The following is a 13,265-nucleotide window of genomic DNA, read 5'->3' as shown; positions in this document are numbered from 1 at the left end:
TGTCGCGCCATGGGAGTCCCGGAGCAGGTCCGCACGCAGCTCGCGACCTGGTGCACCGAGCAGGTACCCGACGGTGAGAGCGACCGGCGCCGGATCGCCTACACCACGGCCGGCAGCACCGTCACGATCCTCGACCGGCGGCCGCCCGCGTTCCCGGAACTGGGTGCGGCGTGGTCGTCGACGGCGCTGGCGCAGCTGCGGGCCGACGACCCCGAGCCGGGCAGCTGGACGCTGTACCGCGTCGCCGACCCCGCCTCGAGGCAGCGCTGGCAGCCGGCGGGGCCGCCGGACACCGACCCGTTCGTGCTGCTCGCGCAGGTCGCCGACGGGATCCGCGCGAGCAGCTGACGCTCAGTCCTCCCGGCCGCCCGTGACGGCCGGTCGCGGGCCCGGGGCCATCGCCGACGGCGTCGACGGGCGGGACGGCTCGTCGTCGCGCGGGGCCGGGTCCGACCCGCGCGGGGCCGGGCGCGGTGCGGGCACCGGCGTCTCGACCGCCTCGTGGGCGGTGACCGGTCCGGCCTGCGCCGGGACGGCGACCGGGACCTCCGGGGCCGTACGGGCGGCGGGCACCGACGACAGCGGCGGGACGACCGGGACCGCGGGGTCCGGCCGCACGGCGGCGGTGCGGTCCCCGGTGCCGCGCAGGAACCGCGCCGAGGCCTGGTTCAGCACCTCGAGCAGGGTCGTCCCGGACGAGGCGGCCCGCGGCTCGTCACCGACGACGGCGAGCATCCGCGGCGCCGCCGCGGTCAGCAGCAGCCCGTCGGCCTGCATCGCACCCGCTCCCAGCACGACCACCAGGTCGGCGGTGTCCGCCGGGGGCAGCGTGGCGAGGACGTCGTCGACGGGCTCGGAGACGACCAGGCCGAAGCCCGGGACGCCGCGGCCGGCGTCGGCCGCCCAGGTCTCGGCGAGCTGCGGGTGGGTCCCGGCGAGCTCGCCGAGCAGCCGGTCCAGCTCGTCCCGGTCGGCGACCTCGCGCCGGGCGCGGTCGAGCTCCTCGCACGCCTCGGTGTAGGCCTGCGGGTCGTGTGCCCGCAGCGCCGCGACGACGGCCTCGTGCTCCGGGGCCCGTGCCCCGTCGGGCACCCGGTCGGCGCAGGCGGCGGCCAGGCGCTCCAGCTCGTCGGCGGCCTCGGCGGGGTCGCCGTGCTCGTCGTAGTCGACGATCGCGCGGGCGACCCGCTCCGCGGCGGCCAGGTCCGGCACCGAGACCGGGGAGTCCTGCTGCAGGAACAGCACGTCGTGGCGGAGCGCGCCGACCGACCGTGCGGTCGCCGCCACCCGGTCCAGGGTGTCGGTGAGCGCGGGCAGCTCGGAGGGGTCCCGCGGGATCGGCAGCCCCAGCACCGAGCACAGCCGCGCGATCTCGTCGTCGCGGCGGGTCAGGTCGAGGTGGTGGACGATCGCGACCACGTGGTCGTGGTTCTGCGGGGCCTCACCGGCGACGCGGAAGCGGCGCAGGTGCGGCTCGGCGTCCTTCTGCTCCTGCGGGCGGAAGTAGGACCGGGTCCGGCCGCCGGAGTCGAGGAAGTCCAGGTAGCGGCGGATCACGTCGGCGCCGCCCTGGGGCAGCGGCTCCACGATCTCGATCGCGGGGCCGGCGGCGTAGCGGGCGCGGTCGTCGCGCTGGCGGGCGGAGTGGCCCTGGAGCGCCTCGAACTCGGCGCGCAGGCCCTGGTGGACCAGGCGGCCGACGACCTCGCGCAGCCGGTCGGCGTCCGGGGCCGCGGCGATGGTCTCCAGCGAGCGCAGCACGCAGCGGGCGACCTGGGTGACGGCCCCGCGCCGGTCGGCGTCGAGGTCGCGCAGCAGGCCGGGGACGATCCGGGCCTCACCGGTCTCGGCCCCGGCCACGACCCGTCCGGCCCGCTCGCAGCAGCCCGCGACGTCGGCCGGGTCGGGCATGCCGTCGGCGTCGGGGAGCTGCTGGCCGCGCCGGGCGGTGCGGTCGGCGCCGACCCGGGCGAGCAGGCGGCGCAGCCGCTGCAGCTCGGGGACCGGCAGCTCCGGGAACGACGTGGCGACGCGGCCCGCGACGCTCGCCGGCAGCGCGTCGTGCACCGCGGCGACGCGCTCGGCGGGCGCACCGGTCAGCAGGACGCGCATGCCGTAGCCGGTCAGCTCGGCCAGCGCCCTGGCGAGCTCGCCGGGGCTGGTGTCGGAGAGCACGACGAGCGGCTCCTCGGCCACCACGCCGAGCAACGTCGACGGGTGGGCGGGGTCCTCCTCGGGGCGCGGCGGGGCCGCGGCCCCCAGCGCGGTCGACAGGGTCCGCAGACCGGCGGGCACCCGGCCGGCGCGCACGTCGCCGGTGATCCGCGCCGCCGCCGTCCGCGGTGCCGCTCCGCCGCGGCCGGCCGACGCCAGCCGTTCGACGAACGCGACGAGCGCGTCGATGTCCGTGTCCTCGGACACCCGGACGTCCAGCATCTCGCCTCACACCTCCGCCGTACCTGTGTCGTCGCCCCGGGGACGACGTTCACGGTGTGTATCGCCGTGGACGGCCCGGTGTTCCGCCTCCGCCGCGACTTTCCGGCCGGGACCGGTCGGCCACCGTCACGACGAGCGACGGAGCCGGGTCCCTTTCGGGGCACACGGCGGGTGCGGGTTCGTCCACTCGGACGTCCCCGGTTCCCCGCGAGAGGCTACCTGCTGGGGCGCCACGCTGGGCCGATCTCGTCGATACCGTGCAACGACGCCCCCTTCAGCACCCTCCGCCGTCCACAGTGGGTGACCGAGTCCGTCCGGGCACTGCTCCATCGGAGTGAAATACCCGGTCAGCAGCAGCGAGCGGACGGGACGCGGTCCTGACGGTCGGTCCGCTCCCGCCAGAACTCGCGCTCGCCCAGCACCGGGGCACCCGGATGGTGGGCCGCCCGATGGGCGAGGTACCGCTCGTAGTCGCGCTCCCCGGCGAGCTCGCGCAGGAACGTCCAGACCGCCCGGACCCGGCTCATCCGGAGCCCCCGGCCCGCGCGAGCTCGCGCTCCTCGCGGGTGGCGACGAGTCCGGCCGGCGCCTGGATCCGGGACTCGACGTAGGGGTCCTCGGAGCCGCCGGGCAGCGGGCGTCCGCGCAGCGCGGCGACCCACACCCGGACCGAGTCGGCCAGCACGATCACGATGAGCACCGCGAACAGGGCGGTGAGCACGGTGTCGACGGTCGTGTTCACGACGACCTTCTGCATCGCCTCGACGGTCTTGGCGGTGCCCAGGCTGGTCTTCCCGGCGTCGAGCGCGGCCCGGTACTGGTCGCGCTGGGCCCAGAACCCGAGCTTGGGGTTGTCGGAGAAGATCTTCTGGTAGCTCGCGGTCAGCGTGACGACGGCGTCGAACACCAGCGGCACGAGCGTGATCGGTGCGTAGCGGGCCCGGCCGGTGCGGATCAGCAGCGTCGTGCAGACGGCCAGCGCGACCGCCGCGAGCAGCTGGTTCGCGATGCCGAACAGCGGGAAGAGCTGGTAGATCCCGCCCAGCGGGTCGTTGACGCCGGCGTAGAGCAGGTAGCCCCAGGCCCCGACGATGACCGCGCTGCAGATCCAGGCACCCGGGCGCCAGCCCGTGTCGCGGAAGCGCGGCCAGACGTTGCCGACCGTGTCCTGCAGGATGAAGCGCCCGACGCGGGTGCCGGCGTCCACCGTGGTGAGGATGAACAGCGCCTCGAACATGATCGCGAAGTGGTACCAGAAGGCCCGCATCGCGTCGCCGCCGAAGACCTGGGAGAACACCGTCGACAGCCCGACGGCCAGCGTCGGCGCCCCGCCGGAGCGCCCGACCAGGGTCTGCTCCTCCACCGCCTGCGCGGCCGCGGTCAGGTCGGCGGGGGAGATGGTGAACCCGATCTGCTGCACCGCGGCGGAGGCGGTCTCGACGGTCGGCCCGAGCACCGTCGCGGGCATGTTCATCGCGAAGTAGAGGCCGGGGTCGAGGATGCAGGCCGCGGCCAGCGCCATGATCGCGACGAAGGACTCGGTGAGCATCGCGCCGTAGCCGATGACCCGGATCTGGGACTCCTTCTGGATCAGCTTCGGCGTCGTGCCCGAGGCGACCAGGGCGTGGAACCCGGACAGCGCACCGCAGGCGATGGTGATGAAGACGAACGGGAACAGCGAGCCCGCCGCGACCGGGCCCTGCCCGTCCGAGGCGAACCGGGTCAGCGCGTCCATCTGCAGCGACGGCCAGGCCAGGAGGATCGAGGCCGCGAGCAGCACGACCACGCCGACCTTCATGAACGACGACAGGTAGTCGCGCGGCGCGAGCAGCATCCAGACCGGCAGCACCGAGGCGGCGAAGCCGTAGACCACCAGCGCGAGGGTCAGCTGGTTCGCGGTCAGGTGGAAGACCTCGCCCCAGGACGAGTTCTGCACCCAGCCGCCGCCGACGATGGCCAGCAGCATCAGCGCGACGCCGACCACCGAGACCTCGATGATCTTCCCCGGTCGCAGGTAGCGCAGGTAGAAGCCCATGAACAAGGCGATCGGGATCGTCATCGCGAGCGAGAACGTGCCCCACGGCGAGTCGGCCAGGGCCTGCACGACGACCAGCGCCAGCACCGCCAGCAGGATCACCATGATCGCGAGGACGGCGACGATGGCCGCCGTCCCGCCGACCGGCCCGATCTCCTCGCGAGCCATCTGGCCGAGGCTGCGCCCGCTGCGACGGGTGGAGAAGAACAGCGTGACCATGTCCTGGACCGCGCCCGCGAACACGACGCCGACGATGATCCAGATCGTGCCGGGCAGGTAGCCCATCTGCGCCGCGAGCACCGGACCGACCAGCGGGCCCGCACCGGCGATGGCCGCGAAGTGGTGGCCGAACAGCACCCGGCGGTCGGTGGGCTGGAAGTCCTGCCCGTCGTCGAGGCGCTCGGCCGGGGTGGCACGGGTGTCGTCCACGCGCAGCGCGCGGTGGGCGATGAAGCGGGAGTAGAAGCGGTAGGCGATCGCGTAGGAGGCGACCGCGGCGAACACCAGCCAGGCCGCGGAGATCTCCTCGCCGCGGGTGAACGCGACGATCGACCAGGCGATCGCCCCCACCACCGCCACCGCGACCCAGATCGCGATCTGCTTCGGGTCACGACGACGGGCCGTGCCCGTCCCCCCGCCCCGTGGATCTCCCGGTCGCTCCGTCGTGACCATGCCGCCCCCTGCTCGTGCACCGTGCGCGACCGACGCCGTCGTGGAGCCGGCCCGGTCGGGCACGTTACGTCGAGCAACGTTCGCTGTCACCGGTCGTGGGACCGCCGTTACCGAGTCTCGACCCGGGGTCCCGTCCGCGCGGGCGGCGGACGGGGCGACTCCGGTGTGGTCGGCACGCAGCACGGAGCCCCCGCACACCGGGCGGTGTGCGGGGGCTCCGCGGGTCCCGCGCGGCCGGGGCCGCGGTGGGTCAGGCGCCGAGGCGCTGCTTCAGTGCCTCGAACTCGTCGCGGATCGAGGTCGGGAGGTTGTCCTCGCCGATCGTGGCGAACCACTCCTCGATCAGCGGGATCTCGGCCTTCCACTCCTCGACGTCGACGGCCAGCGAGGCCTCGACGTCGGAGCGCTCGGCGTCGACGCCGTCGAGGTCGAGCTGGTCGGCGGTCGGCACGAACCCGATGGGGGTGTCGACGGCGGCGGCCTTGCCCTCCAGGCGCTCGATGCACCACTTCAGGACGCGGCTGTTCTCGCCGAAACCGGGCCACAGGAAGCGGCCGTCCTCGCCGCGGCGGAACCAGTTGACGTAGAAGATCTTCGGCAGCTTGTCCGCGTCCGCGCCCTTGCCGGTGGCGACCCAGTGGGCGAAGTAGTCGCCGACGTTGTAGCCGAGGAACGGCAGCATCGCCATCGGGTCGCGGCGGACCTCACCGACCGTGCCGGCCGCGGCCGCGGTCTTCTCCGAGGACATGGTCGCGCCCATGAAGGTGCCGTGCTGCCAGCTGCGGGCCTCGGTGACCAGCGGGACGGTGGTCTTGCGACGGCCACCGAACAGGATCGCCGAGATCGGCACGCCCTGGGGGTCGTTCCACTCCGGCGCGACGACCGGGCACTGGTCGATCGGCACGGTGTAGCGGGAGTTGGGGTGTGCGGCCTTGACGCCCGAGTCGGGCGTCCAGTCGTTGCCCTTCCAGTCCGTCAGGTGCTGGGGGTCGCCCTCGAGGTCCTCCCACCACACGTCCCCGTCGTCGGTCAGCGCAACGTTGGTGAACAGCGCGTTCCCGGCCTCGATGGTGCGCATGGCGTTCGGGTTGGTCTTCCAGTTGGTGCCCGGCGCGACGCCGAAGAACCCGAACTCGGGGTTGGTGGCGTAGAGCCGGCCGTCCTCGCCGAACTTCATCCAGGCGATGTCGTCGCCGACGGTCTCGGCGCGCCAGCCGGGCACGGTCGGCTGCAGCATCGCGAGGTTGGTCTTGCCGCAGGCGCTCGGGAAGGCGGCGGCGACGTAGTAGGCCTTCTCCTCCGGGCTGATCAGCTTGAGGATCAGCATGTGCTCGGCGAGCCAGCCCTCGTCGTGGGCCATGGCCGAGGCGATGCGCAGCGCGTAGCACTTCTTGCCCAGCAGGGCGTTGCCGCCGTAGCCGGAGCCGTAGCTCCAGATCTCCCGGGTCTCCGGGAAGTGGCTGATGTACTTGTCCTCGTTGTGCGGCCACGGGACGTCCGCCTGCCCCTCGGCCAGGGGGGCGCCGATCGAGTGCAGGGCCTTGACCCAGCGGTCACCGGCCTCGTCGAGCAGCGGCAGGATGTGCGCGCCCATCCGGGTCATGATCTTCATCGAGATCACGACGTACTCGGAGTCGGTGATCTCGACGCCCAGCTTCGGGTCCTCGGCGTCGGTCGGGCCCATGCAGAACGGGACCACGTAGAGGGTCCGGCCCTTCATGCTGCCGCGGTACAGCTCGGTCATCGTCCGCTTCATCTCGGCGGGTGCGACCCAGTTGTTGGTCGGCCCGGCACCGCGCTCGGTCTCGGTACAGATGAAGGTCCGCTCCTCGACGCGGGCGACGTCGCCGGCGTCGGACGCGGCGTAGAAGGAGTTCGGCTTCTTCTCCGGGTCGAGCCGCACGATGGTGCCCTGCTCGACCAGCTGGTCGGTGAGCCGGGTCCACTCCTCGTCCGAACCGTCGCACCACACGACGCGGTCCGGGGCGGTCAGCTCGGCGATCTCCTGGACCCAGGCCGCGACGCCCTGGTTGGTGGTCGGTGCCTTGTCGGTGCCCGGAACGGTCGCTGCAGTCATGTCGTCCTGTTCTCCTCGCCGGCCCCGGCCCGTCACCGGGGGAACTACGACGGGCCCGCGACCGGAGTCGGTGACGGGCCCAGACGGGAAAAGGTGGTTTCCGAGGCTACCTGCGAAATAGTGCGCCACCCATGGGTGGAGTTGAGAGGTCAGGCACAGCACCGATCATGTAAATCGATCCAGTAGCCGACGGACGACGGCGATGTCCGCCCAGGTGACAGGCATGTCACACGAACGCAACCTGTTCCCGGTGACCGATTCGGCGACGATCCGTGACATCGGCACGCACATTCCGGGAGAAGCGTCGCGGAAATTCACCCGCAGGCCGGAAGCGACCGTTTCAACGCATTCTCGGAGCCCACTTAGGGCTTTCAGGAACGGAAGCGGTCAGCGCACGGCGGCGACGGCGCGCGCCAGCTCCGGAACCATGATCGGCAGCCGGTGCGCGGTCACCTGCCAGTAGCGCGTGCCGGGGTCACCGGCCCGCCACGCGTCGGCGAGCCGGACGACGGCGTCCGGGTCGATCCGCCGGCGCGGCCGGGGTCGCATCCCGCAGCGCTCACGGACGCCGGCGTCGAGCGCGCGCCAGGCGTCCTCGGCGGTGGTGTGGACCGAGACCTCCGGGCGGCCCGGGACGACGTCGTGGTCCTCGGTGCCGGGATCCCCGGCGCGGTCCACGGAGTCACCGGGGTGCTCCCCGAGCACCAGGGTGTAGGCGCTGACCACCTCGTACGGCACGGCTGTCTCCCGTGTGGAGTCGGCACCGGCGACCGGCACCGGTCGCCGCGGACGAGCCGTAGTGAACCAGCCGGGGCACACCGGATCCGCCGAACGAGCGTCCGACGGGGCCGCGCGTCGCCGGAACCACCCGTCCGGGCAGCCGGACGGTCACCCGTGACCGTCACGGGTGGTCACCCGGTGCTCACACCCCGCGACGAGCGGTCAGCGGCGGGCGACCGCGTGTCCGGCGTCGGCGTCCACCGCGGAGGCGCCGGCCGCCAGGACGTCCCGGTGCGCGCGGCGCAGGCCGAGCCCGGCCGTCGCCAGCACCACCGCGACGGCGACCGCCGCCACCCCGGACGCGACGTCCACCCCGTGCACGAACGCCTCCCGCGCGGAGGCCAGCAGGGCCGCCGCGGTGTCGGCGGGCATCGTCGTCGCGACGTCCGCCGCCCCGCCGAGGGTCTCCCCGGCCGAGGACGGCGTCCCGCCGGGGAGCACGACACCCGCCCGGTACACCGCGGACAGCACCCCGCCGACCAGCGCGGTGCCGAGCACCGCACCGACCTCGTAGGCGGTCTCGGAGACCGCGGCCGCGGCGCCGGCCTTCTCCGGCGGGGCGGCGGCGAGGATCGCGTCGTTGGTGACGGTCTCGGACAGCCCGATCCCCGCGCCGATCAGCACCGCGGCCGTCATCAGCAGCACGACGGCCGAGTCCACCTGCAGGAACAGGCAGACCACGTAGCCGGTCAGGACGAGCGCGAGCCCGGTCGCGACGAGCTGGTGCAGCGCGAACCGGCGGGCCAGCCGCGCGGCGGCGAGCCCGGCCACGACCGTCACCACGAAGCCCGGCAGCAGGAGCAGGCCCGCCTGCAGCGGCGAGTACCCGACGACCAGCTGGAGGTACTGGGCGGAGAAGAACAGCAGCCCGGTGAGCCCGAACATGGTGGTGGCGTTGGCCAGCGCGCTGTGCCGGAGCACGGGGCGGGCGAACAGCTCCAGGTCGATCAGCGGGTCCAGGCCGCGCCGCACGCGTCGCCGGTAGTGGGCGACGAACGCGGCCCCGGAGCCGACACCCACCAGCACCGACGCGACGACGGCGGGGGTCACCCCGCCCGCGGACCCGGCCAGCTTGAGGGCCAGGACCAGCGGTCCCATCGTCAGCAGCGACAGCACCACGCCGACCAGGTCGAGCCGGCCCGGCTCGGTCTCCCGCGACTCGGGCACCACCAGCGGCGCGACGACGAGCAGCAGCGCCATCGGCGGCACGCTCATCACGAAGATCGAGCCCCACCAGAAGTGCTCGAGCAGCAGCCCGCCGACGATCGGGCCGAGCGCCGCACCCGCGGCGAACCCGGTCGCCCAGATCGCCAGCGCGAGCCTGCGGTGGGTCCGGTCGAGGAACACCGACCGCAGCAGGGCCAGCGTGGAGGGCATCAGCATCGCGCCGAACACACCGAGCAGGGCGCGCGCCGCGACGAGCTGGGCGGCCGAGGTGGCGAACGCGGCGAGCAGCGAGACCGCGCCGAAGCCGGCGACACCGATCATCAGCAGCCTGCGGCGGCCGATCCGGTCGCCGAGGGTGCCCATGGTGACCAGCAGCCCGGCGAGCACCAGCGGGTAGATGTCGACGACCCACAGCAGCGTCGCCGCGTCCGGGCGGAGCGCGGCCGAGAGCTCCGGCAGCGCCACGCCGAGCACCGTGTTGTCGATCGACACCAGCAGCGTGGGGATGGCGAGCACCGCGAGCGCGAGCCAGGCGCGCGGCCCGGGCCGCGGCGCCACGTCCGGCCCGCCCCTGTCCATCGCCGCGCCCCCTGCGCCGACCTCCGGCCGTGACATCGCCGTTCTCCCTCGTGCTCGTCGTCCCGTGGTGCCCGGATCCGGACGCAGCTTTACCGTCCGGACGGTACATCTTTATACCGTCCAGACGGTACAGTCCATTCCCGGCCGGGACTGTGAGGCGGGGCACGGGCACTAGGCTTCGCCCATGGCGTCCCACTCCGAACGACGGAACGCGGGGACACGGGGACCGGGCTCGGCCCGCGACCGGGTCCTCGACGCGTACGAGACGCTGCTGATCGAGCAGGGGCCCGGTGGTGCCACCCTCGACGCGGTGGCGGCGGCCGCCGAGGTGTCCAAGGGCGGGCTGCTCTACCACTTCAACTCCAAGGAGTCGCTGGTCGGCGGCCTGCTGGAGCGGTTGCGCGAACGCAGCGCCCGGGACGCCGAGCTGATGCGCTCGGACACGGCGGGCACCGTGGCCTACTACCTGCGCACCTCGATGCCGGGCAACACCTCGCCGGTCGGGCTGACCCGCACCTACCTCGCCACCCTGCGCATCGCCGACGGCACCACCTCCGGGGAGGCCGCACGGAGCGCGCTGGCCGACGTCGACGCCGACGGGCTCGCCGCGCTCGGCGAGGAGATCCACGACCCGGTCGTGGCCTGGCTGGTGCAGCTCGTCGGGGACGGCCTCTACCTGCGCACCCTGACCGGCGCGCCGCTCACCGGCGGGGTGTCGACCGACGAGCTGCTCGACACACTGCGGGAGCTGCTCGCCGCCCGTTCCTGAAACGGATGAACACCTCGCGCGCAGAGCGCGTCGAACCGGTCGCGCGGGGTAGTCTCCAACCCTGCACACGCACGGGGAGGGGCCCACTGTGGAGGGAACCGGCGGCTATCTCGCACTGGTCGTGGTCGGAGTGGCGATCACGGTCGTCGTGGGCCAGATCCTGCTGCGCACCGGACAGCCGTTCCTGGAGGACGTCTTCCAGAACACGGAGACGTCGCACTCCATCAACCGACTGCTGGTGGTGCTGTTCCACCTGCTGACCCTCGGCGTCCTCGGCATGATCTCGGTGATCGACATCGACAGCATCACCGGCGTGCAGCAGATCGTGTTCAAGATCGGCGCCGTGCTGCTGATCGTCGGGATCGCCTACGGCGTCTCGATGCTCGTGCTGCTGCGCATCCGCGAGCGGCGCCGCCAGCAGAAGGTGTCCGCGGACATCGACCGCTCCATCGCCGAGCAGCGCCGCGGCGTCGGCCGGTTCCGGCGCGGCGCGAACACCGACAGCGAGGGCCGCACCCCCGCCGAGCAGCCGGAGGACTGACCCCGGGCTCAGCCGGGGTCTCCGGGCAGGCCGGTCACCGCGTCGGCGAGACCGTCGCCGTCGAGGTCGGTCCAGAACTCCGGACCCCGTCCGGAGTCGACGACGAGCGTCTCCGCCACACCGTCGCCGTCGGCGTCGCGGGCGGCGGGCCCGGACACCGGGACCGATCCCGCGACGCCGAGCCGGGCCCGCGGCACCCGCACCCACCAGGGGACGGGCAGCGCCGCCGCGACCACCGCGCCCGCCAGGACCGTGCTCCCGGCCGGTACCGGCGGCTCAGCACGCACGGGACGCCTCCGGCAGCCCGCGGTCGGCGTCGGAGATCCGGCGCAGCAGCTCGTGGTCCGCGGCGAGCAGCACCGCGTCGCGCACCCGCCGGGCCAGCGCACGGTCCCGGGCGGAGCGGACCGCCCGCACCCGGGCCGCGACGAGCGCACCCACCAGCAGGACGAGCCCCGCGAGAGCGGGCAGCACCCCGGGACCCCCGGCCGGGAGCACCCGCGCGCCGGCCGCGAGGAGCGACGCCACCCACACCGCCGATCCGGACAGGACCGCCCCGGACCACGCCCCGCGTTCCCGGCCCGGTGCGACGGCGAGCACCCGGCCCGCCGCGGCGACGAGAGCCCCGCCACACGACGGTGACGGAACGTGAGTGACATGTGTCACGTGGGCGCCCTGATGCCGCAGTGCGGCTGCGGCCGCGCGGCGGCGCAGGACCGGCCCGCTGCGGCGCCCCCAGGCGTCGTCGAGGGTGCGGGCGGGACCGTCGAGCGCGGCCGTCCACCACCGGACGTCGCCGGCCCGCCCCGCGCGCCGGGCCGCGTCCGCCGCCAGGCCGTCGACCTGCACCGACAACGTCGCCAGAAGATCGGCGCGGGCCTGGTCGAGCGCGGTGCGCAGCGGCGGTCCGATGCTGCCCGACAGCGGTTCCCGGTCCATGCCGGACAGTGTCGGAGGGACCGTTCCCGGGTGGATCCGTAGGACTGCGCAGCGGACCCGGGTGATCGTCGTCCCCTCTCATGGGCAAGGCTGAACCGCAGCGTGGACACGGACGAATCAGCCGACCGGGGCAACCCCACGGGCTCCAGGGACGTCCACTGATCGGGCAATACCGAAGACGCCCGACACCAGAACCGCAACCGGACCGTGATCGCGTCGTTGGACGAGTAAGCGGACCTGTATGGAGGAAGTGTGAGCGCCGTTACGCCCGCCCGCCCGACCGTCACGCCCGATGCGAGCGCCCCCGCGCGCCCCGGGCGTCAGAACGGTGCCGGTGCCGGACAGTCGCCGTTCCCGGCGAACCCTGCCCGACCCGGCGGGCGCGCTCCGCTGGCGCCGCAGCCGGAGGGACCCGAGGGCTTCCGTCGCCCGCGGCCCCGCCCGGCTCCGCGCCGCAGCGCCAACCCGGCGGTGTCGGTGATCGTGCCGACCCGCAACGAGGCCCGGAACCTGGAGATCGTGCTGCCGGCCATCGCCGCGGTGCGCCCGGCCGTGCACGAGGTCATCGTCGTCGACGGCAACTCGACCGACAACACGGTCGCCGTCGCGCGGCGCACGCTGCCCTGGGCGCGCGTCATCACCCAGACCCGCAAGGGCAAGGGCAACGCGATGGCCTGCGGCTTCACCGCCGCGACCGGCGACGTCATCGTCATGTTCGACGCCGACGGCTCGGCCGACCCGAACGAGATCCCGGCCTTCGTGAACGCGCTGGTCAAGGGCGCCGACTTCGCGAAGGGCAGCCGGTTCTGCAAGGGCGGCGGCTCGGACGACATCACGCTGCTGCGCAAGTCCGGCAACGCCGGCCTGAACACCGTCGCGAACCGGCTGTTCGGCACGCGGTACTCCGACCTCTGCTACGGCTACAACGCCTTCTGGGCCGACCTGCTCCCGCAGCTCGAGCTCCCGGACCCGGCCGCGCCGCAGCCCGAGGACGGCTCGATGCTCTGGGGCGACGGTTTCGAGATCGAGACCGTGCTCAACTGCCGCGTCGCGGCCGCCGACCTGACGATCACCGAGGTGCCGTCGGTCGAGCGCGAGCGCATGTTCGGCGAGACCAACCTGCGGACCTTCGCCGACGGCACGCGCGTGCTGCGTACCCTGATGGCCGAGCACCGTCGCATGGAGCAGCGTCGCAAGGCCTCGGGATACGCCCGCTAGGCCCCACGGCGCCGCCCGCTCCGGCCGCCCCCGCCGGATCCCGCAGCATGAG

General features: G+C 73.7%; 12 protein-coding genes. 4 read left to right on the top strand and 8 right to left on the bottom strand.

The features are described 5' to 3' along the window. The first annotated feature begins 9 nt into the window (after positions 1-9). On the top strand, positions 10-348 hold the full coding sequence (locus ND486_RS07360) for a hypothetical protein (protein ID WP_251783348.1): 339 nt from the start codon (positions 10-12) through the stop codon (positions 346-348). A gap of 3 nt (positions 349-351) precedes the next feature. Here ND486_RS07360 and ND486_RS07355 read toward each other — a convergent pair whose 3' ends face one another. The 6 genes from ND486_RS07355 to ND486_RS07330 form a co-directional block, all read right to left on the bottom strand. Further along, positions 352-2,436 (bottom strand): hypothetical protein, encoded by a 2,085-nt coding sequence (locus ND486_RS07355; RefSeq protein WP_251783347.1) that lies wholly within the window; start codon positions 2,434-2,436, stop codon positions 352-354. 347 nt (positions 2,437-2,783) lie between these two features. Then, positions 2,784-2,963, bottom strand: coding sequence for a YbdD/YjiX family protein (locus ND486_RS07350; protein WP_251783346.1), 180 nt, complete (start codon positions 2,961-2,963; stop codon positions 2,784-2,786). Then, a complete protein-coding gene (locus ND486_RS07345; RefSeq protein WP_251783345.1) occupies positions 2,960-5,143 on the bottom strand; it encodes a carbon starvation CstA family protein in 2,184 nt (727 codons plus the stop codon). The genes ND486_RS07350 and ND486_RS07345 overlap by 4 nt, the downstream gene beginning before the upstream one ends. Positions 5,144-5,393: 250 nt before the next feature. After that, on the bottom strand, positions 5,394-7,220 hold the full coding sequence (locus ND486_RS07340) for a phosphoenolpyruvate carboxykinase (GTP) (RefSeq protein WP_251783344.1): 1,827 nt from the start codon (positions 7,218-7,220) through the stop codon (positions 5,394-5,396). Positions 7,221-7,607: 387 nt separating this feature from the next. Further along, positions 7,608-7,958, bottom strand: coding sequence for a hypothetical protein (locus tag ND486_RS07335; protein ID WP_208822749.1), 351 nt, complete (start codon positions 7,956-7,958; stop codon positions 7,608-7,610). Positions 7,959-8,162: 204 nt separating this feature from the next. Next, complete coding sequence (locus tag ND486_RS07330) at positions 8,163-9,782, bottom strand: MFS transporter (protein WP_251783343.1); 1,620 nt, start codon at positions 9,780-9,782, stop codon at positions 8,163-8,165. A 148-nt stretch (positions 9,783-9,930) separates the two neighbouring features. Here ND486_RS07330 and ND486_RS07325 point away from each other — a divergent pair, with 148 nt between their 5' ends. Continuing rightward, entirely contained in the window at positions 9,931-10,515 is a 585-nt protein-coding gene (locus ND486_RS07325) for a TetR/AcrR family transcriptional regulator (protein ID WP_073576103.1), read from the top strand. An 88-nt stretch (positions 10,516-10,603) separates the two neighbouring features. Beyond that, the gene (locus tag ND486_RS07320; protein WP_251783342.1) at positions 10,604-11,056 is read left to right on the top strand and encodes a hypothetical protein; all 453 of its coding nucleotides are present in this window, start codon (positions 10,604-10,606) and stop codon (positions 11,054-11,056) included. Between the two features lie 8 nt (positions 11,057-11,064). Here ND486_RS07320 and ND486_RS07315 read toward each other — a convergent pair whose 3' ends face one another. Together ND486_RS07315 and ND486_RS07310 are read right to left on the bottom strand one after the other, a co-directional pair. Then, positions 11,065-11,343 carry a DUF6802 family protein gene (locus tag ND486_RS07315; RefSeq protein WP_251783341.1) on the bottom strand — a complete coding sequence of 93 codons (279 nt, stop codon included), beginning with the start codon at positions 11,341-11,343 and terminating at the stop codon, positions 11,065-11,067. Then, entirely contained in the window at positions 11,333-11,995 is a 663-nt protein-coding gene (locus ND486_RS07310; protein ID WP_251783340.1) for a hypothetical protein, read from the bottom strand. Before ND486_RS07310 ends, ND486_RS07315 begins: the two co-directional genes overlap by 11 nt. Positions 11,996-12,472: 477 nt before the next feature. Here ND486_RS07310 and ND486_RS07305 point away from each other — a divergent pair, with 477 nt between their 5' ends. Continuing rightward, positions 12,473-13,213 (top strand): glycosyltransferase family 2 protein, encoded by a 741-nt coding sequence (locus tag ND486_RS07305; protein WP_062403950.1) that lies wholly within the window; start codon positions 12,473-12,475, stop codon positions 13,211-13,213. The last annotated feature ends 52 nt before the right edge of the window (positions 13,214-13,265 follow it).

Origin of the sequence: Pseudonocardia sp. DR1-2, assembly GCF_023717215.1 — a bacterium.
Taxonomy (GTDB): domain Bacteria; phylum Actinomycetota; class Actinomycetes; order Mycobacteriales; family Pseudonocardiaceae; genus Pseudonocardia; species Pseudonocardia alni.
The sequence above is the reverse complement of the archived record's forward strand: the minus strand, read 5'-3'. Positions and strand labels throughout refer to the sequence as shown.